Genomic DNA, 26,210 nt, shown 5'->3' on the forward strand with positions numbered 1-26,210 from the left:
GGTTCGAATCCCTCCCTCTCCGCTGATTACATTTTCAAAAGTTATAAAAGCCTTCAAATTCAATGTTTGAGGGCTTTTTTAGTTTTTACGGTGCTCAAAAAACACCATAAAAGCTTAAAATTTATCAGCGTCATTCGTGCGTCTTTTTGCTCGTCAAAAAAGACGCACGAATACCTTCACAAGCCACTGATATTCACCCTGTTCAATAGATGTACATCTTGATTTTCAAAGCCTGCAATTCGACATTTGTTTAACCCTTAATTGTTATTTTATGTTAGAAAAAAGCTTCGGGTTGTTTTTTTACTTAAAGCAATCCAAAAATCAGAAGAAGGGACCACAGTACATCTACCTACGCATCACCGTAGATGGTGTTTCCAAAGAACTCTCTACGAAGAGACAGTGGGAACAGTCTCGATGGAATCAATCTGCCGGACGGGCAACCGGATCAAAAGAAGATGCCAAAGCCTTAAATGCGTATTTAGACGTATTCAACGGGCAAGTATTTCAAGCAAAGAAGGTCCTGATGCAGACTGACCAGGAAATTACCGCCGAGGCGATTAAAAATCTCCTGACTGGTCAGTCTGAACGAAAGAGAACTATACTTCAAGCCTTCAAGGAACACAATGACCAGATAAAATCCTTATCCGGAAGGGACTATGCTATTGGGACAGTCAACCGATACAAGATTGCTTATGAACACACGGCTTCCTTTATCAAATGGAAATACGATAGTGACGACTTGGAACTGAGAGAACTAAACTATGAATTCGTATCGCAGTTTGCTTATTGGCTGAAGAGCGTTAGGATGTGTGGGCACAATTCAGCGATGAAGTATTTAAAAAACTTTAAAAAGATTGTGCTAGAGTGCATTAAAAAAGACTGGCTCTCCAAGGACCCATTCGTTAATTTTAAAACTACGTTGAAGGAAGTCATTCGGGTTGCCCTTACAAAAGAAGAATTAAGCCGCATAGAAACTAAACTTTTTGAGAACGACCGGCTTAACCATGTAAAAGATATTTTTCTTTTCAGTTGCTACACCGGTCTGGCATACATAGACGTAGCTAAGCTTCGCCAGTCAGATGTCATAACCGGCGTAGATGGAGGCTGGTGGATTATTTCCAAACGACATAAAACAGACACCGCGACACGAATTCCGTTACTTCCACCTGCTATTGAAGTATTAAAGAAATACAAAGATAACCCTAAATGCAGTAGTAACAATTTAGCACTTCCTGTACTTTCCAACCAGAAAATGAACTCTTATCTGAAGGAAATTGCTGACCGCTGTGGAATTGATAAAAACCTTACTTTCCATATAGCCAGGCACACATTTGCAACAACCGTTACGCTAAACAACGGTGTTCCGATTGAAAGTGTATCAAAAATGCTGGGACACAAGTCGCTTAAGCAGACCCAACATTATGCAAAAATTGTGGACATTAAAATTAGCGAAGACATGGCTGTACTAAAACAAAAATTATTGGATAATAACAAACAGACAGGGTAAATGGCATATCCGAAGAAGCGGCCTACGCAGGCCGTTTCTATCAAGGTTTTGTTTAGGAGAAACACTCATTAAGCTTTCTTAACATGATTGTTGTCTATTGCGCAGTTAAGAGTCTATAGACTTCAGCCACCCCTTACCAGCATAAGAGCGGACTCGTGGAAGTGGTGTAAACGTAGAAACTATGAACTACATTTCCAGAGTCACCAAATGCTCACCACTTTTTTGAGAAGATTCGAATGAAATATTGATGCGAGACTTATGTTAAGCTAAGTTGTTCTATGATTTGTCCATTATCGATAAATTTTGACCTATCTTTTATCGGAATGGACGGAACTCGAACTTTCCCTAAAAAACCGCGATTAAACAATATTTATAAACTTTTCAAATCGGTGCTCACCAAATGCTCACCAATTTTCATACTATTAGACTGTAATTGACTAATCAAATATAAAACAATAACATTTAAAATGCAATATTGTACGATTATCATATAGATAATATGGCTGCCTCCCCTGGAGTGTATCAGTGGATAAGCGTTTCAGATTTTAATACAGGCTTATTTAAATGTGCCGATCGAAATCATCTGAAAATGAGCATATCAATATCTCTTTCCTGCTTCACAAACCGGAACCCTAATTGGAGAGCGCATGTTGCAGATCACCTTTCTTTTCCGGCAGATAAGTAAAGGCGATATCTATCTATTTGCGTTGCCGGTTTCTTCTACGACCGGCATTTTTACTAGCCCAAAATCTTCCAAATACCTGGCAATAGCAGAGGGACGAACGCCACCGCCCGTGAACGTGCCACTCCCGCCGGCCATTTCTTCCTCATATACAGTCGATAGCTTGAGCGCTTTCACTTCAACCGGATCGTTTACCATAAGCAGAAATCGCCGAAGAACGCCGCGTGTTATATGTGGCCATGACTAGAGCCAGCATAGAAACTTCCTTTTATACGATGCAATTAATCCTAGTAAATTCGTTATTGAGTTCAACGAAAACGTGGGTCACGATTCTGCAACTACCATCCGCTGCCCTGAATACAAAAGTTTTATGGTTAAAAGAAAAGGGCCATTCAGTGAGTTTTATGGTTGCACCAACTATCCGGAATGCAACGGTAAAATAACACTTGTTTCCGACATTACTGCACATTTGCTTAAGAAATATTTTTAAGTGTAATCGTCGTAAGTAGGATTTAGCAAGACTCAGCTGTTTAGTTGTATCTGGCGTTTATTGTGTCAGCCAGTTTCTGACCTGTTGAAAGACTGAGCTTTTCTGTCCGGTCTTATCTGTATAGTCATAGAGGTACTTATTGTAAATGTAAAGTGTCAGTGGTTTTAAGCGACGGTCAGTTTCGATTGGATGAAAACCACCTGCCGTATAATATTCCATGTGCCCATTAATCTTTATATACCAAACATGGCCAATCCCATTTTTCGTAATAGTGTCCGGCTGTGTAATTTGTTTCAGGCCGGCGACAGTTGAGGGCTTCAATGCTGGCACATTTTGATTTTGCAGTTGGCCCGTGCAGGCTACTGGCTGGTAATGATCCTCAGCCCAGATGACACACTGATTTAACCCAGCCACAGGCTGAACAACGGCGTGGCTTGGCTCCTGCTTTTGTCGAGGCGCCAATAACCAAACGGCTCCACCTAATGGCAGCAATAGCAGTAATAATACATAACGTTTTCTAAGGAAAGATTTTTTCTCTACCGATTGGTCTTCGGGCTTCGAAGAGAAACCAGTAGTGGCTGGTTCGTCCTTCTCTCGATGATCTTGCTCTGGTTGCTCGTCTTGCTGTTGAAAGAGGTTTGTTAAAGGCTGCATTGGCTGGATGTGAGCTGTTTCATTTGAAGCCGGCATTGCGATAGAAAATGAGGAGTTTTCGGACACAGCTGCCTCCACAGCATCTCGTGTCTCGTACATTCGGGCATAGTCAGGCTTGTAGGGCCTTTCTTTATAATCAATCAACCAAGCCAGCAATTCAATATTTAGGGCATGAGTACTACTAGAAGCGTCATTTAAGAAATTACTGACCTTTTTAAATTTATTAACCCCCAATTGCCAAACGGCCTGACTGAAATCATTGCTGGTACCCATCTTAAAATATTTCCTTAGAAAGGGCTCATCCTTTTTATCAAAACGAGTTTCCAGGGCTTCCAGACAAGCATCTCTCAACTTTGCCGGTGTTGGATGCGGAAAGCCCAGCGAAAGGCTGCCCGCAGCCTTCTTTTTTTTATAGTCTTTTAGGACCAGGGATTCATATTCAGCAAACGTCATTTCAAAAATTTAAGGGTAAAGCTAAAGGATTTTCCGGAATCCTCATGGCCGTTTGAGAATTCTGCAGGAATTGGGTCAGAATTTAAGGAACTATCGGAAGTACCTGTATTAAAAGGGGTTAAGGCAATATACTTTTGCTTCCGTAATCAGATGAAACCTCGATAGCTAGCGAGGTGGTGCACACATCTTCTTACAATAATGAGCAGCGAGAGCGGCAGCAGGTACCTGGCTTGGGAAGCGGTTATCGGCTTCTGCAATCAAAGCTCATACTTCCCAAACAATGCGGTTGGCAGACCGGCATAACAGCCTGATGCTGTATGCTCCTGCTGAGTTTTAAACCCTTAAATTCTTAAAAAATGTTAGAAATGCTAGTAGCCATATTATTGGCTTTGGGATGTCCTGTGCCGCCAAATTTACCTCACGGTCCGGGCACAATAATTACGACACAAGATGATGGTGACACCGGTGGTGATGAAGGCCACTTACCGCCACCTAAACCACCTACCGGCACGATCGGAGGATAATTAGAAAAGGCAAGGTCTTCCTTGCCTTTTTTTGTGTTCCGTTCAATTTCTTTTTGGCCTCTTAATTATTACTTTAGAGTTCCCAAAAGCCCTAATTTGAAAAAGCTATTCTTGTTTGCGTATATTACGCTATTATATCTAGTCAGTTGCCAACATAAGCCCAGCCCTCACGCTGTTACCTCTACAGCTGATTTTGATAAAGCATATAATTTTCTAACCGTAAACCAGGACTCCGCATTTTATTATTTTAACAAACTGGTGGCCGAATCACGTGATAGCCTGCAAGTTGCACTGGCCTATACCAATATGGCGATGATCCAATCGGATGCGGGTGATTATTTTGGTGCGCAGGAAAGTTTAATTTCCTCTCTCCGCTTTTTACGTGAAGGTCATCTAGAGCACCGGCCATATCAAGCTCAAAATTTCAACGAGTTGGCTATTACGTCCATCAAACTTAAAAATTACGATGAAGCCATAGATTTTTGCAGCCAGGGCTTGGCACTGACCAGAGACAGTAGCTTTCAGACAACCATCCTTAATAACCAAGCCAATGCCTACCGATACAAAAGGAATTACCGTTCTGCGTTAGAACTTTATCGGAAAGCAATAACCTTAACTAAAAATGGAAGTAAAGCACACGCCCGCATCCAAACAAACTATGCCATCACAAAATGGCTTAACAAGCCGGTGTATAATCCGGTGCCTGAACTAAACAAGGCCCTTTATATACGAATAGCAGAAAATGATCTATGGGGGCAAAATTCAAGTTACGCGCATTTGGCAGACTATTACCGTATAGCTCGACCAGATTCGGCCCTTATATATGCAAACCGGATGTATCAGGTTGCTCGCCGCCTGGGAAGTCCGGACGATGAAATGGAGGCATTGCAAAAATTAATTGCACTCAGCCCTAGTTCCGTTTCTAAACAATATTTTTCACGGTTTAATTTCTTGAATGATAGCCTACAGACGAGAAGGAATGCAGCCAAAAATCAATTTGCTTTAATTCGGTTCAATACCGAAAAGCACAAAGCGGATAAATTGAAATTACAGAAAGACAATGCCGATCAGAACAGTCAGATCATCAAACAATGGGCTATCATTGTAATTATCGTCATCTTCGCAGTAGCAGGGGGCATCATTTACCGACAGCATTCACGCCGCAAGCAAGCGGAAACGGAAGCTAAAGCCCAACAGCAGATACAGGAGTATCAGCTTAGCACGTCCAAAAAGATTCACGACGTGGTGGCTAATGGACTTTATCAGGTGATGACGGAGATTGAACATCAACCCGATCTGGACAAGGACTTATTGGCCACCAGGATTGACGTTCTTTACAAACAATCAAGGGCAATCTCTTACAATAAGCCGTTAGAGCTTATACATCAAGACTTCCACCAAGAAATCACTGATATGCTGGACTCATTCAGCAGTCCTCAAACCACTTTTCTTACCGCCGGGCATAATGAACAAACATGGACTGGTATCAACATTTCTATTTTCAATGAGATCAAGACCATCTTACTTGAACTCCTGATTAATATGAAGAAACATAGTCAGGCAGATCGCGTAGTGCTAAAATTTCAACGAGATGCACAGGGCCTACGGATAAAGTACCAGGATAATGGAATAGGGTTGCCTGAGCCCATTCCGTTGGGCAATGGTTTGACAAATACGGGAAACCGTATCAAGGCCATTCATGGATCTATTACTTTTGGCACTAACAATGGCGGAGGTCTCCTTATAGATATATCCATACCCATCGTTTAACCATCCAACCTTATGTTTAAAAAAGTTCTGATTGCTGAAGATCACCAAATGACCAGCCTTTCCATACGAAACATTATAAAAGAATGGACTACAACGGAGTCCGATTATGTATACGATTGTGATGAGGCTTTCTCCCGTATCAAGATAGCCTTGCGTAATGATGTTCCTTACGACTTACTGATTACTGACCTTTCTTTTGTCGAAGATGGTTATGCCTCGACCCTTAAAGACGGAAAAGCATTAATACAGGCTGTTCGTTCTCTTCAGCCCGACATGAAAATATTGATATTTTCCGGCGAATATAAAGCTGAGCTGATACGTCCGATCTTTGACGAACTTCAAATTAACGGCTACGTTTGTAAAGGCCGGCAAGATTCGCAGGAATTAGCAGAAGCGCTTCAAAAGATATCAGAAGGACGTGTCTATATGCCGTCTCAACTTAGCACCCACTCTAGGAAGAGGCCAGTCTACCAATTCACCGACTATGATTTAGCCATTATTACATTACTCTCACAAGGTTTCCGGCAGAAGGAGATACCTGCGCAGTTGGAGCAGATGAACTTACGTCCTTGGAGCCTCAGCAGTGTCGAAAAAAAACTTAATACCATGAGAGAGTTCCTAGGCTTTACCAAGAATGAGCAGTTGGTAGCCTGCTGCAAGGATGCAGATCTCATTTAAGTATTTGCGACTATCTAAGTTATTTAATAAAGAACGTTAAAGCGCTGCCGTCCTTTGATCTGCTTGCCAATGCTTGCCTATCATTCACTACAGACCCTCCTTCATTCTGACCTGTCTTCTTACCACGCATTTAAAGAAACTTTTTAATGTTACGGTTTTCCGTAAAAAACACTGACACAGGCGGTTTACTTTTGAGTCATTGAAAGGAAAGCATGCCGATATGAAGAAATATTACGTCAACACCAATCCGCAGCCTGGCACCGGAGATCAAGAAGTGCACAACGAAAGCTGCTCTTATTTGCGCCTGGTGGTCAGTAAAATTGATTTAGGGTACCACTGCACCTGCGCTTCAGCAGTTACTGCTGCAAAAAGGTACTATACCAGAGCCGACGGATGCTATTACTGCTCGCCAACGTGTCATAAGAGCTAACCGCAGTTTTTAGGATGAACACACACTTAGAGTCTTGCCTTCTTCGGCAGCAGAGTGAATCTTAAATGTGCTGTATGTCGCCGGATTCGAAGTCGCTTAGCTGTATATGAAAACCCTTGTTATCTCTTTACTCATTGGCTGCAATACCTCGCCGCATGCTGATACCTCAAAGGTGTACGTCTGTGAAAGTAAGTATGCAAAAAAGTATCACTTAATATCGTCATGCCGCGGGTTAAGCAACTGCAATTACCGAATTAAAAAGGTAACCGTCAAGTACGCGAAGACCGCCGGCAAAACTTTATGTAAATGGGAAGACTAAGTCGACGTAGGCAAAGAAAGATATAGATAAAAATCAAAGCATAACCTTAAAATACTAAAACCTAAACCTCATCACAATGGAACTGATTGCTTACTTCATAGCCGCCCTTAGTACAGGCACATTACTGGGCTGGCTACTATTCAAGTGCACGGCTGCCATTTATGCATCAGTGCGTAAAGCTTACGCTATAAACCGCCGGAAACTTTACTGAAATGACACGTGAAGCAGGTCTGAATAAGAAATGTCATTACCACTAGAGATTAGTCCAAGAAAAATAAACCAACCTTTTTACCACAAATCATAATTACAACTTATGGATTTCAAAGATTCCATTCTTCAGTTTGCCGCCCGTGTTGATAAGCTTTGTCCGCAAATACAAACGGAAGAGGCAACCAAGAACGCGTTGATCATGCCTTTCATTCAGCTACTGGGATATGATGTATTTAACCCTTTCGAGGTAAGCCCCGAGTTTGTGGCCGACATTGGCATCAAAAAAGGAGAGAAAGTAGATTACGCTATTATCAGCGAAGGCAAGCCTATTCTATTGATTGAGTGTAAGCATTATACACAGGACCTCAACCCCCATAATTCTCAATTGTTCCGTTATTTTCACACCACGGAGGCGAAGTTTAGCTTACTGACTAACGGTGTAGATTATCGTTTTTACACTGATTTGGTGACGCCTAACAAAATGGATGATAAGCCATTTTTTGAATTCAAGATCACGGACATCAAAGAAAACGAGATCGGGGAACTGAAGAAGTTTCACAAATCCTATTTCAATGTTGACAACATTACGAATACGGCCAGTGAACTAAAATTCTAAACCAGATCAAGCACCTGCTGCACCAGGATTTCTCGGAGCCTTCGGATGATTTCGTTCGATATTTTGCCAAGAAAGTATATCCAAGTGCTATGACCCAAAAGGTATTGGAGCAGTTCAAATCCATTACCAAGACGGCTTGCGCAGTGTATGTAAGCGACATCATTAATGAAAAGCTAAAAACCGTATTACAGGTAGATACGCTACCCGAAGCTGTTCAAGAGAAGTCGACTCTCGTGGGGACTGAGGCAACGGAAACTGACGATAAGATCATTACCACACCGGAAGAAATGATGGGCCATATGATGGTCAAATCGATTCTAGCCGAAGTGATAGATACGAAAAGGATCGTCATGCGGGACGCACAGTCCTACTGCGCCATTTTGCTGGACGACAACAACCGTAAGCCGATCTGCCGCTTTCATTTTAATACCAAAAAACTAAGTGTGGGTATTGCTGGAGCCGAGAAGAGTTTTACGCGTCATGATATCGCAGAATTAGAAGGCTTGTTTGGACTCAAAGAGCAATTGCTTGTAGCTGTCAAGAACTACTTAGAGTAGGCTCAATCTTACCGAAACATTGATTCTGGAACATTCAGTGCCTAATGTCTAGCGCCACCATGTAAAGCAACCATAAAATTAACAAAGCGATCTAAATGAATAAACGCGATACTCTATTCAATTGTAACTACCTGTTTTCTACACAAAAGTTTTTTGCAACGTTGGTAGCAGGACTTATGTTGCTTCACGTTTGGGGATGTAAAAGCACTCAAAATGATTCCGGTGACGCCAAAACGAATAACTGCCTAAACGCTGTTTTAGGAAGAAAAGTTATGGGAAAATACCGGATCCACCTGTACTTGGAAACCTCGCAAAGCATGTTCGGCTTTATGCTACCCAAAAAGCAAACCCGGTTTCAATCAACAGTATGGGATGTCGCGTCACGTCTGAGTAACGAAAGTAATTTGGAATTCCGGATATTTCAAACCGCTACACGCAATCAGGCTCCGCTCCCAGTCGAATTGATGACCTTCCAAAAATTGCTAAATTCCGGATCATTTCAGGCAGGTGCACAAACTGATATTCCGCAAATATTAGACAGTATAAATAAAAACTGGAATAAGAAAACGGTTTCTATCTTAATTTCAGACCTCATCTTTTCACCGGGCGATAATTCACCGGCGTTGTTGACGCAGATTACCACTGACGTTCGGAGCAGGTTTTATAAAAAACCTTGGGCCTCTGAGATAATTAAACTTTCTTCTGAGTTTAATTTTCGTTCGCGCTCAGGATTTCAACCCAATAGCCCATACTATATTTGGATTATAGGAGCGCCAAATCTGATAAGCGATGTTAGTAGACGAATTAAACTTGGTCTGTCTGCGTTTGAATCAGTCACACATGGAATACCGGAAACTGCACCAAACTATTCCATTCTTCCTTTCAGTTCACCCGTGTACTCAGCAATGGCAACTAAATGCGAGACTGACCATAACTATTATGGTTATTCAGAATGGGACGGATCTGAAGACCCCCTGATAATTCCAGTTGCAATTAATCTAAGTGCCTTGCCTCCTGCCTACCAGCAGCCAGCCTACATAAAGAAAAACCTCAGCATTGAATGCCCAGGGGGGAGGGTCGGTCTTATTAGCGTATCGCTTAAGCCAAATGCTAAAAGCACGACTGATAAAAATATAATTTCTTCAATCGAAGCTACCCATCTGATCAAGCTTAAAGTTGAAAGACTAACACTAGATGATAATCTAATTTCAATCAATATCCAAAAGAATACACAAGCCTGGATAAATGAAGTTAACCAAGATGTGGATGACCCTCTCCGAAAAAGAACCACTGGTTTCTCAAAATTGATTAATGGCCTAGACGGTGCTTACAAAAACGAGCCATGGCTGTTGGCTCATCCGTTGAAATTATTCATTACTAAAAATTCCCAATAACACGCCTATGAAAACATTATATAATGGCTTTCTACAATGGATAGCCGGTACAACATGGGGACAGTTTATAGCTGGAGCTGGAGAGGCACAGGAGGATGCTACGATCATCAGAAATATCTTTATTCAAGATCTGTACCTGTATGCTTTCTGTTACCTACTCGTTTTCGCCGCGTTTGCACTAATCTATTATTATTTCATCCTAAACAAACGGGGCGGTAGCGGATTTGGCTTTAAATTAAAATACTGGTTTTATACGCTATTGGCTGCTGCATCATTGACTATTATCGTAACTACGCTGACAAGTGTTGCCCTAGTAAGCCGTTTCCACAGTCTTCACACGCTCAAATATTGCCTTGGCCTGGGTATTATTAACGCTATATATCTAGCCGCTGTATTTTTCGGCGCTTCTCTGATTATAAAAAAATTCTCTGTAGCAAACAGAACACCCTTTTAAATTATGGCAAGATTATTCATTTTCGGCATAGGCGGTACCGGGTCAAGGGTACTCAAAGCACTGACGCTTTTGTTAGCCACCGGCGTAGACTGCAATGGCTTTGAAATCGTCCCTATATTTATTGATCCACATAAAGATTTCCCGGAATTTAAAGATTGTCGGGAGCTCATCAGTCTTTATGCAGATGTCCGTCGACAAGCATACCCTAATTTTCGGCCAGCCGATCGCGCATTTTTCAAAACGCCCATATTATCATTGAATGATATTATCAAAGAAGGCTTTACCAAAGGCTTCGATTTTGATGAGCGTATTGATGATACCTTTGGACATTTCTTAGGTCTTGATCTCTTGGAAAAAGGAGATATTAATCGGGATTTAATTGAATTGTTGTATAGCGAGCGCAACCTTAACACTCCGCTGTCGGTCGGTTTTAAGGGCAATCCTAATATAGGCTCCGTCGTATTAAACAAATTTGATGAAGCCTCCTGGTATACGACTTTCCAAAAGATCTTCTCGGAGGGTGACCAGATCTTTATTGTAAGTTCAATCTTTGGGGGTACAGGGGCAGCTGGATTCCCTTTGCTCGTTAAAAACCTTCGTGAAAGTGATAACAAGTATATTAAAAATGCGCCAATCGGTGCTTTGCCGGTCATGCCTTATTTCAAATTAACTGATCCAGAAGAAGATGCAGACCACCGAGATATCGATTCAAACAGTTTTTTTACAAAGACTAAATCAGCGCTATCTTATTACGAGAAGCATCTCACCGGCGTGAACTCTTTGTATTACTTGGCTGACCTACACGAACAGTCAAGGCCTTATAAGAATGATGAAAAGCTTCAAGAAAACAAAGCGCATCTCATTGAATTGATCGGCGCATCGGCCATTCTAGACTTTTGCCACCAAAGTGATAAAACCCCACAGCAAAGTCAATACCTGCAGTATACACCAGGTGAAAATAGCTCACCTATGCATTTTTTTAATATAGGAAATAAGCTACGCAACCAGATCTATCTGGAAATGGTTAATTTCTACATTTTCAGTCGTGTACACCCTAGCTTCAAGAGTCATTCTGACGCCACCTTCATTAAGAACGGCGGATTCGACGCGCAGTTTTTTCGATCAGACGCCGTCATTACAATTGAAAAGTTTATAAACGTTTTCTTTTTAAAATGGATAAAAGAACTCGATGAAAACGACCGTCGATTTTCACCGCTCAATCTTGACATTCCCGACGATCGTTTTCACAAGCTTATTGTGGGTAACATCATTAAAGAGAAAAAGAATTTCTTTACAAATAATAAGTTGGATAGCTCCAATTATATCAACAGCATGGAAACCTATCGCAACACCGTCGCGGACATCGCTGACGAATCAAAATTCAGCCGATATCTTGTATTGTCCCAGCAAGCCATAGAGAAAGTTAACAAAGACAAATTTAAAATTCAAACCAATTAATGAAGCCTTTTAACATATTCGATGCAACAGGCGAGTACGCCTCAGGTTGGTCTCCAACCGAAAAGCTAAGTGAGGCTGCAATTACCAGTATTCTGGACAAAGCCGCCAAGTCGGCCAATTCCTTAAACTCCATACCCTCGCCTTTCTCCCGCCTGCACATTTTCGAAACTGCTTTCAATTTTGTTTGCAAGGACATTGTGGAGAAAAAAGACCGTTCCTCACATGCTTATAAAGAATTGGTGTCAGATTGCTTAGACGCTTTGGAACTGGTATTTAATTGGCAATATCATGAATCTCAAGGAGCTGCATTAATTATCGAACAATGGCATGGAGATGATCTTCAGCGGCTGCAACTAAATAGTGAAGGACGGAAAGTATTTGCCAAAACACTGCAGCTGTTTCTTAATCAAGACTTCTCAGCTGATCTGAACGGTTTTTCTATTATAAAATATAATGGAATGGTTATTTGTGCATCGTCCCCAATGTCATTGATGTTCACCAGTTCAAATCTGGATAAAATAAAAGGTGAGTTTGTCAGCGAGCGTTATCAAAAAAGTTTTGACCTGATTAATCCAGCTACCAACATCAGCTATTTTAAGCGGGTTAGATCTTTTAAATCCAGAAATGACGGTTTTAAACGGTACCTATTAGACTTCTTTTCTGAAAATCCTTCACTAAAGGAAAGTGCCAGGCACATGTGGGCTTATTTGAAAGCCGAAGGCATCGAAGAAATGCATACCAGCCGACGTTCACAGGTAAAACCGGTATCGTCTAAAGGTGGAACTCCGTTTCAGATTAACAACAAGCTTTTTCAAGCCAACAACGATCCTGGAGCAACTGATATTTTCAAAGATCATATCGTGAAGGTCAATTATCGCATTGACGATACGCGATTTTACACCGCCAAATACAAATCAGATGATGCGGAACGAGATTTTGATTTCCTGTTACCTATAGCAGAAAATTTTCTGAACCAGGACAACTTTCGGAAAATCGCGGACTTGATTACTTACGAATTGATTGGTCCTGACAGTGTAAAAGTGACCTATGAAGGTGATTTGACAACACCCAGCAAATCGAGGGTTTATACGGCGTCCAGAAGTGATAAACGGGACGGAAGAATTATTGACATTCAAACGGATTACCGTTTAAATTTTACGGTAGGAATATTTCCATTTGTTCGCTTGAAGGATGCGAACGGCCAGGTCGATGGCTCTATGAACAATTACCACAAAGTACTATTTGGTATTGATGGGGGCTTAGCAGATACTGCTACGCTTCGCACGGCCGCCTTCTCATTGGATTTTTATAAAATAGCTAATGGAGAACTGGAAAGAATTAGTGCTGAAGCTGACTTGTACAATGCCAAACGGGCAGAAAGGCGTCGCTTTGAATCTCCGGATGTTATAGCCACGGTTTACTACCAGCTGAACAACACCAGCTTTGATATCATAAAATTAAATTTCCCTTCGGGTTTTGACCTGAGCCAGGTAAACGGTTTAATTATACCTAAATGGGTGGAAAAGTCACTGGGGCGAAAGGCATTTTCTTATTCCGTTGACTTTGGTACAACCAATACGTTCATCGCCTATACAGATGATAGGCAAATGCAGTCCACTCCCGTTCCTTTTGATATAAGTGAATCCGATTCGCAAATGGTGATGCTGCAAAAACCGCAGAAGCAGGTTGGAGGTCAAACCCTATTATCCACCTTTAGAAACGCTAATCTGTTTGCGCTAAATGATAGTGTGATCAATCAAGAGTTCGTACCACCGGTATTACTCAAAGAAAAGAACAGTGTATTCGGGATGCCCTTCCGTACGGCTGTCCTACAAAGAAAGGACATCAATAAATTTGAACTGTTCAGCGATTTGAATATTCACTTCGCTTATCAGAAAGCCTTACTGGATTCCAACGCAGCCATGACCCAGGAAATTATATCGAATATCAAGTGGGATATTACTAATCCTAATGATGCCGGGTCAAGGCTGCGCGTTGATTCCTTTATCAAAGAACTATGTTACCTGATTCGCCATAAAACAATCTTGAACGATGGCGATCTGGCGGCAACCCAGTTAAGCTGGTTCATACCGCAAAGCATGTCTTACGCTGCCAGGGAAGCTTATAAAGAAATTTGGAACCGCCATTCTAGAGATATTTTAGGAAGCCGCAAGCCGACAAATATGGTATTTGAGTCGGAAGCCCCTTACTATTATCTCCGTAAACGCGCAGGCGTTTTAGATCCGTCTTCCGTGTTGTCATTGGATATTGGCGGTGGATCGACAGACGCCATGCTTTTTGTAAACGATTTACCCAGGATTGGCACCTCCTTCAATTTCGCGGGTAACGTGCTGTGGTCGAACGGGCATAATCAATTAAAAAGAGATGCCAAGGAAAATGGCATTTATTTAGGTATCCGAGATGCGATGCAAAACAAAGTTACCCAAGCCAATGACAGGGTAATTGCTGAAAACAGCCGCTATTTTTCTGGAATGTCTTCGGAAGAAATCTTGAATTTTTGGATCGCGAACGATGACAAACTCCACGTAGTTGAGGAGTTAAAAAGCCCAACTTATAAAATACTTTATCTCATTCACTATTGTGCATTGATCTATCATACCGCACAGTGGTTGAAACAAAAACATCACCCCGCACCCAGCTGTATCATCTTTAGTGGCAATGGCAGTAAGTTTATAGATCTGATAGGCGACGAGGATTTGTTAGCCAAAGTTGCGGGGTTTGTCATCAATAAAGTTTATCAAAATAGCTCAAGTAAGCCACAGGTGATCCTTCCTCTGGAAAACCGTAAGGAGGCCACCTGTTTTGGAGGCATATTTAAAGACCAACATATTAGTTTCACGCCAGAAACGTATATCGGTACCGAACTCGATTTCCAAGGCATTGAGTCGGTTAAGAAATATCGTGATATCCAGGATAGATTGCCAGAGATTAAGGAAAGTGTGAATAGGAACATCTTGTCTTTCTTTTCGGTCATACAAGAGTTGAACACCATTATTCCTTTTAAATCTCATCTTAACATAGATGTAAACCTGCCTGCGCTACTGCAGTTCGTGACCTCACGCTCCGGAAGTAATTTTGATCTTGGCTATAGTATTCGCAGAGAAAGAATTGATTATGATGAAGAGGTTTCGGACAGCCTATTCTTCTATCCGCTGATTGGACTTCTGTTTGAAATCAGCCGTCTCGGTAAAAAGCAATTGGATGAGCATACCCCTAAAATAGTCAAGTTCGCCAATGCTGCTGTAGGAGACAATTTATTCTCGGCTAAATCCCTCACGGAGCAACCGAGTATCAATAGTAATTTTCAGATATCGATTTCCACTAGTCAGCCTGACTCCGCGAGTTTTGAACTGATAGAAGATCTTAAGATACACTTGCGTGCTTACAACTCCTTCGATTCGTTGCTGAAACCAGTTTGCTTTTGTGAAAAATTCCCAGACAATCCAACGCATATTCAGATTAAAACAATAACACCTGGACAACTCAGGAGGGACGGAGACCAATGGGTGGTAACTGAACGACTTAAAATAGCTTTTGATTGATATGGGTTGGAATACATTAGAAATTATTATCCTGCTGGTTATCATTTACTGGCAGTTCAAAACCTTCGCGTCAACCCGGCAGGACATCTGGAAACTAGGTAACCTGTATCCCGGAACCCTGCGGAAAGATGATCATTTAATCCTGCTGGATTACCAGAGTTCTACAGTCGAGCAGCTGACTGTGGATGATCATTCGTCTGCTGATTTTCAGCAAATCGTGGTAGCGACCAACGCCTACCTGCGTAACAACAAGGGTTCGGCGGATTTTAACATCATCAAAAGCATATCGGAGCGGATTTCGGAATCTCACGAAACCCAAATTGCGTCTTCCGTTACCACGCCGTTGTATTTGGGGCTAATGGGTACGTTCATCGGGGTGGTCATGGGACTGGCCCACATTATTACGAAGGGCAGCGATCAACTGGCACAAAGCGCCGTCCTGGGCCAGGCTATCAATGGATTATTACTGGGAGTAGGCATAGCGATGGTAGCAAGTTTCGTAGGCCTGGCGCTGACAACTTACAGTAACGTGGTTGATTTTAAAGCGGCCGTTTTAGTACGTAACCGAAACAAGAACAATTACTATAACTTTCTGCAAAGTGAACTTTTACCTAACCTGGATAATAATTTGTATTCTGCACTAGGCATGTTAAAGAGTAACATTGTTGACTTCAATCAGAAATTTGCAGGCAATTTGAAAGCGTTTGACCAAAACTTCGGAAGTAATGTTCAGAATCTACAAACGGCTTTATCTAGTATGTCCGAACAAATCAAGGATATCAACAGTAATACACACTCGCAGATTGAATTCCTGCAGGAGTTGCGGCAAATGGATTATCAAGGCATTGCTAAAGCTAATATCAAAGTGCTGGACAAGCTCAGAGATGCAGGACCAATGTTGTCGGAATTCATCCGGGAGCACCAAGCATTAAACGGCCAAATTAAAGATACGAACCACTTCATAGACAAATTAGGTGCACTGATGAACCGCGTGTCTGCCTTTGAAGATAATATCAACGGCTTAGGGCGAGAGATACAGCATTCAGAAATGCTCGGTAGTGAAACGATCAATTTAGTGCGACAACATCTGGCTGCAATCAACAGCAAGGAAGCCTTAATTAATGAGTATGCTTCCAAGTCTTACGGAGAGGTACAACAATATCTAAAAGGTGCGGCCGAGCGAGTAGCGGAGCTTAAACGAAAGATTGAAATCGACTTTGAGCAGGCATTTGACTTTAATGCAGAAGGCAACCTCATGCAAAATCTCACTTATCTGAAACCAATCAATGAAGGTATTACTAAACTACACAAAGAAGTCAATTCATTAGCACAGATTCAAACGCCTGTTCAAAACGGCAATGACTACACGCCTATGGAGACGCCTCGTCAGACACTAACTCATCCAAAACCTATTTCAATCCAACCAGAGAAAGGTGTTTCCTACTATACCTACACTGAACCGGAACCTGTTATTAAGAATCCAGTTCAATCAGATCCTCATCAGGCAGATGCAAAAGGCAAACGTAGTTTTTGGCAGAAGTGGTTCAGGAAAAGGGAAAAAGTCTGATGGAAAACAATAGTAACCGTAGTCACTTCTGGCCCAGCTATGTGGACCTGATGACGAGCTTATTCGTTATCATGCTGGTGCTCTTTGTGCTCAGCTATCTGAATTTCAACCGAATTGAAACAGAATTAAGAGCAAATGCAGAGCAGATGGCGCGCATCCGGCAGATTGATAGCGCGCTTAAAAAGTTGGACCGGCGCTATTTTCGGCTGGACCCAGTCAACAACCGCTACCAGCTGATGATAGACGTAAACTTCGCCCCTAACAGCGCGGATATACGAACGCTTCGAGCTGACCAGCTCCGTCAACTGCGGGAAGCCGGACAAGCACTTTTCGGTAAAATGCAGGATCTGGCAAAAGACCCTAACATCAATTACATCCTAGTGGTCGAAGGACATGCCGAAATTGTATTATGGCATGGTAAACCGAATTCTGAACTGGACCCCAATAGAGGCTATCAACTCAGTTATTCAAGAGCTTTGGCACTAAAGAATTTTTGGCAGCAGAGCGGCTATGGTTTCAACGGGCTGCATAACTGTGAAATCTTGATTGTAGGCAGTGGCTACTTTGGCAAGTCACGAGATAGGTCCGAACGTAACAACCGGCGGTTTACCATTCAGATTGCACCGAAGTTCAAAATATGATTATACCTATTTGAAGTGACGAATTGTCGACATTCATAGGTCAATCTTTAACATCTATTCACGATTGATTAAGGTGCAACCATCAACTGTTTTGTATATAATTCAGAATACGAACGACTTTTTGGAATTTGATTAGTCCGATAAATTAAAAATTTCCGACTCATAATATACATCGATAACATTTCAAACACCTAAATATATATGAGCAACTCACAGATTAGCCTTCTTGACGATATACTATTGCATGAAAACGCATATATTTTTACGCGTGAGCGGAAAGAGTTTATTTCAAAGTCTCGCATCGAAGATGTATTTAGAGCAGCAAAGGATGATAGAAAAGGCTTTTTATATCCAGCGCTTTATCAGGAAGTAGGAAAACCTGGTAGTAAAGCCAATTTGGATTATCGGATATCCAGTTTAATTATCAGATACCAGAACACCCCCGCTTTCCTAAACAGGCCTATCAGGAATTGGTTTGAGCAAAAGGTGGCTTACCTCTTCATCATTGATTTCAAAGGAATACTTTTCGTTGTTAAGAGAAATATTTCAGGTATACAAACCTTTCTAAGTGAATTGCAGCCCCTTGACTATGGCCTTATAACTAAATTGTTTTACGACACCGATGCTTTACTTGAGAAAATTTCTATGGATAATTTGAACTTCTCCAATAAAGCAATGCGGTCTCGATCGGTAGAGTCCGATAGTTTAGCGGATAGTTTCAATTATGCTGGGGCTAATACTTACATGATCAATCATTTACGTATAAACACTGTAGATAGCCGCCGAATATCCGTCTCAGCAAATACCTCCAGAATTGGGCAGTCCGGCGATAAGGACTCGTTAAATGGGTTATTATCTTGGTGTACTGATGTCATAGCAAAAATTTCTGGTTTTATGGATGCTGATAATTTTTTGAATGTTTTTGCTAACCCAATAGATTTTGAGACGGAGAGGAATAGCTTAATACCGATCTCTGTTACTTTGCTTTTCAATCGTTTATTAGATGATTATGATAAGGGTCTTATCACACATGCCAAGTACTATAACGATAATTTTCAATTTCAGCCCTACGATATACAAAGCCGGCTTAAGGGTCTTAGCAAATCACTTTTGTTAACAGCTGATCAAGAGCCGTACCAATATTCAGTTGAGCCTATCGGTGACGATCTTTTCGATACCATTAAAATCAAGCTAGCTGCAAAAAGTATTCGTATCTCTTCTAATGTACTGAGGCGGATACATTTATACAAAGACATGGAATCAAGTGGGACTTTGGCTGACTATATAAATAACAAGAACGAATTTATCGTCAATTTTGATCAATGCGACCTCGTATATGGTAATCGTAAATTATTTCAGGACAGCCAATTGCTTGGTAGTATACCTTACTTTCTAGACGTATTTGAGGGTGACCCTCAAATGAATAACATAGTTTGTGAAAAGGGTAATCCAACACATGTGTCGGTGAGGTTTGATGCTGATAGTGCATTCTCATATGCAGAGGAACGCTTTGAGCACTCCGAGTATTTGGTTTTGGATGATTTAGGTAACGAGTGGGCTGACCACATAAGTATCAATGGTAACGAAGTCTGCTTTATTCATTCGAAGTGCAATGATACCATCTTCTCAGCCACAGCATTTACAGATATAGTCGGTCAGGCTCAAAAAAATATCGGTAATATTTTCGCTGTCGATCAGTCTATTCAGAAAAAGAAAGACAAGTGGGAGAAGAATTACGAATTGAATAACGCAGATACTCAAATTCAAAGGCTAAGAAAGGGACAAAGTGTCGACAACCTAATCGAAAGCTACATACGTGCAAAAAAAGCGGCTATTCCTAAAAGGTCGATTTGTTTGATCGTTAATTTCATCTCCAAAACCACCTTAACTACTTACTTAAACAATTTAGAAAACGGGGTTCAATTTGCCCAGCGAAAGGAAGCCATACAGATCCTTTGGCTTTTATCGTCACTCATTGGTAGCTGTCGAGATTACAGTGTAGACTTGAGAATAGTTTGTAAGCCATAAACATTTACTTACAAACGTTAATCAAACTCTTTACGTCAAAATAAAATTTTATGATTCCCCGACTTTTCGACATTCCTTATCATGTCTATCAAAGTAACAATCTATTCAAAATAAAACCAAAATTTAAAGAATTGTTCAGTATAGATGGATGTAAAACCCATACGGAACAATTCTTCATTTTCCTTTAGTGTGTTTGTGAGGCTTTAATGATGGTGTATTACCGGGCGTATCTTTGTTATCACGTTGACGCTTGTCTGGCTTTCCTGTAGTAGTAGCAATTCTTTTTGGTCCCGGTTTAATTCCCATAGTCCTTGTTTTTTACTTAAGTATAATAATATACAAGTTAAGTCTTTATAGTAAGATTTGCAAGCATTTGTCGCACAAAATCTTGAACATGTTGACAAGCAGAAAATTCATTGTCAAATAGATATGAGCTTATGTTTAGCTTGACCATCGTAAATCATGCCATGACAAGCAGAAGGTTTTATCCTTACTGACTACTAATAATTCGTTTATTAATCTTGCGGACGAAAAAGTGCATATTATTAAGGATCAAAGCCTATTCAGTAGGTTGTTTTAACTAACGCCATTTTGTTCAATAAAGAAATATTTCAACCCTCAGTCTGCCGACTATTCCGCACTATTCAATTGATAATAAATAGTTATCTATTGTCTGGCAACGGAGATCTAACTAGTATAATGATAAATTAGGAATATATACTTTTGAATCATGGCAACCAAATTGAAAATTCCTTTTACAGAAAACATTGATCTTATATTTAAAAAAGCCTTGCAGGAATCACAGAATCATGAAGGCAAATTTTCCGGAAATAAGTATAGAGGCGATTTTGATTTCAAAGCCCTAGGTGGTCGATTTACAGGTAATTATCAGGTTAGCGGAAATTTAATTGAAGTGATTTTTACCAATAAACCGTTCTTAGTTTGGAGATTCTGATGAACCATATACAGCCAAGAACTTAATATTTATTAAATATCTACATTCAAGGCGTTTTCGTGCATTTTTAAGTGTTCAAATGCTCGGGCAATGCTTTCCTTTTTGAACAAATCTTTTTTTCGCTGCGTCCACATGGCTTGAGCTACCTCATCAACCGTATAGTCGGGATGCTCGGCCAGCACGAAATCGACAGACGCTAAGATTTCCAGCGAGAGCTCGGACGTGAAATTTTTAAGAAAGTGGAGGACTTGCTTCAATATTTGCTGATCGCGCTCCGCCATGGTCGATACAAATGCACTTACCGGCTCCCACATTTCGTAATTGAGTTTTAACGGCTCGAAAGGACTAGCCTGACCTTGTTCAAGCCCTTTGAGATATACGCCGTTGAGGTGATAAAGAACTTTTTCAACGCCTATGGCATAGGGGCCGTAGTAATGCGCTTTAAAATCTAGGCGTAATTTCTGACCCATACGTTGCAAGAAATAGGCGAGTTTATTAGCTGCAAACAAGCTGCTGTATTCGCCAAAACTCTCAAAAGCAAATAAACTGTACAATAACGATGCACGGGCAGTCGTCAGTTCCACCTTCTTTTTGGTTTCCTGCTTTTGCAAAATTTCTTTAATCTGGACATTGGGTTCATAAATCTGAATGTCGACATCCAGGTGTTGAAGAGCTGTTACAATCATGGGCTTCACTTCATTCCAGTCCAGACCTCCATTTCCCGCACCAAGCGGTGGGATAGCAATGCTTTGAATACTTTCTTGCTGTATCAGTTCTTTTAGCGCATCCAATCCTTGGGTGATGTATTCGTAACGCGAAGGATGGCGCCAATGAACTTTGGTCGGAAAATTAATGATCAGCTTTTTTCCATAAAGAAGATTGTGGTCCCATACAGCCAGCAGCTTTCCTGGTGCCAGTTCTTTCCGTTTACAGGCTTCTACGTAGACTTTATTGTTATGCGGAAAAGCTTCCTTAAACTGCAGGGCAATCCCTTTACCCATAACCCCAACAGTATTAACGGTATTTACCAACGCCTGTGCATTGGCTTTAAGCAAATCACCAGTCAAAAATTGGATCATGTTTCAAAAAAATATGGTTTCACAACTTGTGCTTTAAGCATTACCCCTGCATCATTAATTTTTTGCTGTGCCCAGTGCAGCATTTTGTCACTAGAAACACAAATCGATTCAATACAATTGACCGGCACTGCGTCATGGACTAAGAATTCAGCTTGATAGCGCCTGGGCCGGTCATAGTCATCCGATTTGGAAAATTGGCTTTGCTGTATACAATTCCAATCGATCTCAGCCAGTTTATTCAAGTCTCCATAATGATTGCTTTCACTATCATTCGCCTGCCCGTCTGTAAAGAACCATCGGGGCAAATCACTCAACACTTTAATTAAACAACGGAAAACGATAATCTCCTCCCGCGATCGTTTAGGAACCTTCGGGTGATAGTAACCCGTGATAATGTTGTAGAACATAAGCGATCTTGGGGTGAAATAAAATGGTACATAATCGCCAATATGGCCATAGTTCTCCAGTTTGACCGGTGTTGTGCTGCGTACATCAATGATTTCCAAATTGCCGATCGAAACGAAATCAGGGTCAGCGCTAGGATGAGCTTTATTAACTAATCCATGACGCAACACATGATCCAGATTATCTCGGTGCATAATTCGGTAACAAAATGTTCTGTTTGCGTTGATGATCATGGTGTGTCAGACAGGCCAGATGTATGTGCTTTAATTTGTAAGCAAGCACAAATTAAAGAAAATGTTTTCTCTCCGCAAGCGTAAGGTTTGCGGACATCGTAAACCGAAGTCAAAATCATGTAATGCCTGCATTCATACGTTCCACCACAATTAGGCTATCAGGAGAGGTTGCTAGCATCCGTCCGTCTATTGGGACCTGCGTCCGACGTCAATGAATCTAATTGGCCGACCTTATAATCAATTAAAACTGGATTTTTGCAGTAATAGCCGATAATTTGAATACTCATTCCAGAACGGATGCCGAGGTTAAAGGCAGCGTTATCGCAAGCGAGGACCACCTCTTTCTCCTTCGAAATAAATATGATCGGTGATGTGCAGACTTTGTTATCGTACATTTTTTAGCCTCCTAATGATCCTGCTAACAAAGATATACTAAAAATATTAGCATATCAAAATGCAATTGAGTCATCAAGATAGTTTTACAAGTAAGCTTCACATTTTTATATATTTACAGTTCAAACCTTTCAAGTAAAATACTGGCCCAGCAGGAAAATGACATACTTGCTTATAAGTCCTAAACCTGGAACTATCACTGTTATGGTCAAGTTTGCAGAAGCAGAACATTTAGAAACAATTTTTAAATTATGGGGTCAGAATCGTGCCACTCTTGGCCTGATGCCTAAAGACGCGTTTAAAGAGTGCATTAAAAAGCGATGGTTGTTGGTTGCGCTTGATGGGGAGCAACAAGTACGTGGGTACCTGCAATTCAGGTTTACAGCAAAAACGCAAAATCTTTCGGTCGTTCATTTGTGCATCGATAAAGCATACCGTGGACAGGGCATCGCTCGGAGTCTCCTGGATCGTTTGGTAGCTGAGTATAAGGCCAAGGCCAGGGGTGTCAAACTAAACTGCCGTAGTGATTACACCAGTGCAATACGTTTCTGGACACAGTATAATTTTCAACCAAAAGCAGAGCTCCCCAGCAGGGGTGCTGACCCAAACATTCACCTCATCACTTGGTGGTTCAGTTTCGGTAATCAGGACTTGTTTTCTGTCCAACAAAATGATAAAATTAAGGCCGTTTTAGACTTTAACATCATTGCCAAATTGATGGAGATCAATGCTTCAGGTGACTCCAAGGATGAAATTACCCAGTTACAAAGTGACTGGCTGGTAACAGAAGTTGATTTTTACCGCACTTCAGAAACCGTCAGTGAGATACGCCGAGATCAAAATATCGAGCGGCGCAACCGGAGCAATCAGTACATCAAAACTTTCCCGGAACTGGATATAGATAAATCCAGTGTTAGAGAGGTCGAAACAGACTTACTGCAACTATTTCCCGGCGATACAGATAACCATCGTTCTGACCGCCGTCAACTTTCAGAAGCAATACTCTCGTCATTTCCATACTTCGTGACCCTTGATGACGGAATTTTGAAACAAGCGGGCCGTATCCAGGTCAAACATCAGCTCAAAGTGGTAACCCCCTCAACTTTCATGGCTCATATTGATATGGCGGTGCATGCAGAGGATTATTACCCCAGTAGACTATCAGGAGAAAGCCTGACGATTGCCAAAGCTACAGCTGACGAAATAGCTGCTCTTCCTAATTTGTTTCTCAATTATAGCGCCGGAGAAAAACGTGCTGTTTTCGTAGGCTTTGTCAATGATTTGGTAGCCAGGCCAACGGGTTGTTTGAAGCTCATCAAAAAAGACAGTGCTATCATCGCCATGTATGGTTATGATGAATCTCAGGAAAACTTTTTGGTCCCTATCATCCGGACCAAACAGAATTCCCTGCGACAGACCATCTTTATCCAAAACATTAATGATTTAATCAAAAAAGCAATCCAACTTGGAAAGCAATTTTTAATTGTCGGCGATCCTTATCTGACCGCTATAGAACGTGAGATCCTCACCAATCATGGTTTTTTCGAATTCGAACAAGGGTTTATTCGGGGCGTTTGTTCCGGGATGTATGATTTGCAACGCCTGCCAGCAGCCGTCAATCATTTATGCCGGCGCATCCCAGAGATGCAAGGGCTCGTTGATGCAGTTTCGGCCACCACATCTACCAACATGTTAAACGCTTACCAATTGGAAAAACTACTTTGGCCTGTTAAAATTACGGATGCAGCTATTCCATGTTATATTATTCCAATTAAACAGTATTATGCTAAAGAACTTTTTGACACCAAGGCAGCCAAGGCAGAACTTTTTGGAGCCAGCCCGAAGCTGATTTGGAGTCAGGAAAATGTCTATTACCGGCATATCCAACCTAACGTCGAAACCGCACCAGCCCGAATTCTGTGGTATGTCAGTGCGGGAGGCTCTTCATCACGGCAAAAATCGATCGTTGCTACCTCGTATCTAAACGAGGTAATTACAGGCCCGGCGAAAGAGCTATTTCGGAAACATGAGAAATTTGGCGTGTACAGTTGGGCTAAGGATATCTCCAAATTGGCGAAAGGAGTAGCCGGCGCCCCAATCAAGGTTCTGCGCTTCAGCGACTCCGAACCTTTTGAACGGCCGGTCCCCTTGAATGCTGTCAAAAAGGTATTGAAAAGACATCGGGAGTCTGATAATAACTTTCAGTCACCGTTGCGTATAAAAAGCAGTACCTTTATGGAAATTTATGCATTTGCAACAGGAAGAAAAAATGGATAAACTTATTTTGATTTCAGTCAAAGAGAAATATGTCCAGCAAATGCTAGAGGGCAAAAAGACGATCGAACTTCGTAAAGCTAAACCCAAAGCAGCACAAGGGGATACGATCATTATCTATACCACACAACCACGCAAAGCCATTACAGCGATTGCACTTGTTGAAAATATCATTGTGACCACACCCTCAGAAATGTGGGCGAAACATGCCTGGCAGTTGGGGGTCACAAGAGAAGAATTTGATCAGTATTATCACAATCATCAGCGAGCAATAGGGATCAGAATGACCGCAATCACTCCGTTGAATGCTGAAATCTTACTGAGTGCGATCAAACTCATCCACCCCAATTTTGCTCCTCCCCAAACATTTAAATATCTGAACAAATTCTCAACATTAAGAGAGTTTAAGAATTTGACCCCGTCCATGATTGGTGATTAAAAAATCGTCTAATTTTTTGCTTATGATGTATCTAAAATCGGTTCGGGATCTAATCTTCATTAAATCCGCGGTATTTAGCCCATTGAAGTTTTGAAGAATAGATATTCTCGCGGGTAGGTATTTTATCCGCAGCAAGCACTTGACTGTGTTTTGCAGGAATAGGTTTGCCTTTACTAATAATACAATATAGTAAATCTTCAGCTATAACGGTTATAAATACTTCTCCTAATTCTAAGCTGCTCGGCTTAACGATGGTTTCAGGTAATAAATATTGCAGGAGTAGATTTTACCAAACTTTTGCTCTTTGATTAATTCAGGCAACATAGGTTGTTTTGCCATATGAAAATATAACGGTTTGTCGGTGAGAATAACTGAACTTGAGATCAGCGACATGTGAGTGTTTTACGTCGGATTTAGTGGGAAATAAAGAAGAGCAA

At 41.2% G+C, this 26,210-nt stretch carries 23 protein-coding genes; 18 read left to right on the forward strand and 5 right to left on the reverse strand.

Annotation, left to right across the window (positions count from 1 at the left end):
- Window positions 1-271 precede the first annotated feature (271 nt).
- The gene (locus tag GPM24_RS20445) at window positions 272-1,507 is read left to right on the forward strand and encodes a site-specific integrase (RefSeq protein WP_158829299.1); all 1,236 of its coding nucleotides are present in this window, start codon (window positions 272-274) and stop codon (window positions 1,505-1,507) included.
- Window positions 1,508-2,201: 694 nt separating this feature from the next.
- On the opposite strand, the gene GPM24_RS20450 is transcribed toward GPM24_RS20445, so the two are convergent.
- Window positions 2,202-2,387 (reverse strand): hypothetical protein, encoded by a 186-nt coding sequence (locus GPM24_RS20450; RefSeq protein WP_158829301.1) that lies wholly within the window; start codon window positions 2,385-2,387, stop codon window positions 2,202-2,204.
- Between the two features lie 121 nt (window positions 2,388-2,508).
- Here GPM24_RS20450 and GPM24_RS22390 point away from each other — a divergent pair, with 121 nt between their 5' ends.
- On the forward strand, window positions 2,509-2,679 hold the full coding sequence (locus GPM24_RS22390) for a topoisomerase DNA-binding C4 zinc finger domain-containing protein (protein WP_369409717.1): 171 nt from the start codon (window positions 2,509-2,511) through the stop codon (window positions 2,677-2,679).
- A gap of 57 nt (window positions 2,680-2,736) precedes the next feature.
- On the opposite strand, the gene GPM24_RS20460 is transcribed toward GPM24_RS22390, so the two are convergent.
- The gene (locus GPM24_RS20460) at window positions 2,737-3,786 is read right to left on the reverse strand and encodes a hypothetical protein (protein ID WP_158829305.1); all 1,050 of its coding nucleotides are present in this window, start codon (window positions 3,784-3,786) and stop codon (window positions 2,737-2,739) included.
- Window positions 3,787-4,151: 365 nt separating this feature from the next.
- Between GPM24_RS20460 and GPM24_RS20465 the strand changes: the two genes are divergently transcribed.
- The 13 genes from GPM24_RS20465 to GPM24_RS20515 all read left to right on the forward strand — a co-directional run bounded on the left by GPM24_RS20465 (window position 4,152) and on the right by GPM24_RS20515 (window position 19,995).
- Window positions 4,152-4,310 (forward strand): hypothetical protein, encoded by a 159-nt coding sequence (locus GPM24_RS20465; protein ID WP_158829307.1) that lies wholly within the window; start codon window positions 4,152-4,154, stop codon window positions 4,308-4,310.
- 96 nt (window positions 4,311-4,406) lie between these two features.
- On the forward strand, window positions 4,407-6,080 hold the full coding sequence (locus GPM24_RS20470; protein WP_158829309.1) for a tetratricopeptide repeat-containing sensor histidine kinase: 1,674 nt from the start codon (window positions 4,407-4,409) through the stop codon (window positions 6,078-6,080).
- A gap of 12 nt (window positions 6,081-6,092) precedes the next feature.
- Window positions 6,093-6,758 (forward strand): response regulator, encoded by a 666-nt coding sequence (locus GPM24_RS20475; protein ID WP_158829311.1) that lies wholly within the window; start codon window positions 6,093-6,095, stop codon window positions 6,756-6,758.
- 825 nt (window positions 6,759-7,583) lie between these two features.
- Window positions 7,584-7,718 (forward strand): hypothetical protein, encoded by a 135-nt coding sequence (locus GPM24_RS22335; protein ID WP_255459141.1) that lies wholly within the window; start codon window positions 7,584-7,586, stop codon window positions 7,716-7,718.
- Window positions 7,719-7,820: 102 nt separating this feature from the next.
- Entirely contained in the window at window positions 7,821-8,333 is a 513-nt protein-coding gene (locus GPM24_RS22170; RefSeq protein ID WP_199269821.1) for a type I restriction endonuclease, read from the forward strand.
- Between the two features lie 89 nt (window positions 8,334-8,422).
- A complete protein-coding gene (locus GPM24_RS22175) occupies window positions 8,423-8,890 on the forward strand; it encodes a hypothetical protein (RefSeq protein WP_199269822.1) in 468 nt (155 codons plus the stop codon).
- Between the two features lie 95 nt (window positions 8,891-8,985).
- Window positions 8,986-10,284, forward strand: a complete 1,299-nt coding sequence (locus GPM24_RS20485) for a hypothetical protein (protein WP_158829313.1) — start codon at window positions 8,986-8,988, stop codon at window positions 10,282-10,284.
- A 7-nt stretch (window positions 10,285-10,291) separates the two neighbouring features.
- Complete coding sequence (locus GPM24_RS20490; protein WP_158829315.1) at window positions 10,292-10,738, forward strand: hypothetical protein; 447 nt, start codon at window positions 10,292-10,294, stop codon at window positions 10,736-10,738.
- A gap of 3 nt (window positions 10,739-10,741) precedes the next feature.
- Complete coding sequence (locus tag GPM24_RS20495) at window positions 10,742-12,196, forward strand: hypothetical protein (RefSeq protein ID WP_158829317.1); 1,455 nt, start codon at window positions 10,742-10,744, stop codon at window positions 12,194-12,196.
- A complete protein-coding gene (locus tag GPM24_RS20500; protein ID WP_158829319.1) occupies window positions 12,196-15,759 on the forward strand; it encodes a hypothetical protein in 3,564 nt (1,187 codons plus the stop codon). Before GPM24_RS20495 ends, GPM24_RS20500 begins: the two co-directional genes overlap by 1 nt.
- 1 nt (window position 15,760) lies before the next feature.
- Entirely contained in the window at window positions 15,761-17,326 is a 1,566-nt protein-coding gene (locus GPM24_RS20505; RefSeq protein ID WP_158829321.1) for a hypothetical protein, read from the forward strand.
- Window positions 17,326-17,967: an OmpA family protein gene (locus GPM24_RS20510; protein WP_158829323.1), complete on the forward strand. Its 642-nt coding sequence runs from the start codon at window positions 17,326-17,328 to the stop codon at window positions 17,965-17,967. The genes GPM24_RS20505 and GPM24_RS20510 overlap by 1 nt, the downstream gene beginning before the upstream one ends.
- A 201-nt stretch (window positions 17,968-18,168) precedes the next feature.
- A complete protein-coding gene (locus GPM24_RS20515) occupies window positions 18,169-19,995 on the forward strand; it encodes a hypothetical protein (protein WP_158829325.1) in 1,827 nt (608 codons plus the stop codon).
- 174 nt (window positions 19,996-20,169) lie between these two features.
- On the opposite strand, the gene GPM24_RS22340 is transcribed toward GPM24_RS20515, so the two are convergent.
- A complete protein-coding gene (locus tag GPM24_RS22340) occupies window positions 20,170-20,301 on the reverse strand; it encodes a hypothetical protein (protein WP_255459142.1) in 132 nt (43 codons plus the stop codon).
- A 424-nt stretch (window positions 20,302-20,725) separates the two neighbouring features.
- Between GPM24_RS22340 and GPM24_RS20520 the strand changes: the two genes are divergently transcribed.
- A complete protein-coding gene (locus tag GPM24_RS20520; protein WP_158829327.1) occupies window positions 20,726-20,950 on the forward strand; it encodes a hypothetical protein in 225 nt (74 codons plus the stop codon).
- Window positions 20,951-20,982: 32 nt separating this feature from the next.
- Here GPM24_RS20520 and darG read toward each other — a convergent pair whose 3' ends face one another.
- Window positions 20,983-22,029, reverse strand: coding sequence for a type II toxin-antitoxin system antitoxin DNA ADP-ribosyl glycohydrolase DarG (gene darG, locus GPM24_RS20525; RefSeq protein ID WP_233268919.1), 1,047 nt, complete (start codon window positions 22,027-22,029; stop codon window positions 20,983-20,985).
- Window positions 22,026-22,667 (reverse strand): type II toxin-antitoxin system toxin DNA ADP-ribosyl transferase DarT, encoded by a 642-nt coding sequence (gene darT, locus GPM24_RS20530; protein ID WP_158829329.1) that lies wholly within the window; start codon window positions 22,665-22,667, stop codon window positions 22,026-22,028. Before darT ends, darG begins: the two co-directional genes overlap by 4 nt.
- Before the next feature lie 597 nt (window positions 22,668-23,264).
- Here darT and GPM24_RS20535 point away from each other — a divergent pair.
- Both GPM24_RS20535 and GPM24_RS20540 read left to right on the forward strand, forming a co-directional pair.
- Window positions 23,265-25,337, forward strand: a complete 2,073-nt coding sequence (locus tag GPM24_RS20535) for a GNAT family N-acetyltransferase (RefSeq protein ID WP_158829331.1) — start codon at window positions 23,265-23,267, stop codon at window positions 25,335-25,337.
- Window positions 25,330-25,773 (forward strand): ASCH domain-containing protein, encoded by a 444-nt coding sequence (locus GPM24_RS20540; RefSeq protein WP_158829333.1) that lies wholly within the window; start codon window positions 25,330-25,332, stop codon window positions 25,771-25,773. Before GPM24_RS20535 ends, GPM24_RS20540 begins: the two co-directional genes overlap by 8 nt.
- Window positions 25,774-26,210 lie beyond the last annotated feature (437 nt).

The organism is Mucilaginibacter lacusdianchii (genome assembly GCF_009770985.1).
GTDB lineage: Bacteria > Bacteroidota > Bacteroidia > Sphingobacteriales > Sphingobacteriaceae > Mucilaginibacter > Mucilaginibacter lacusdianchii.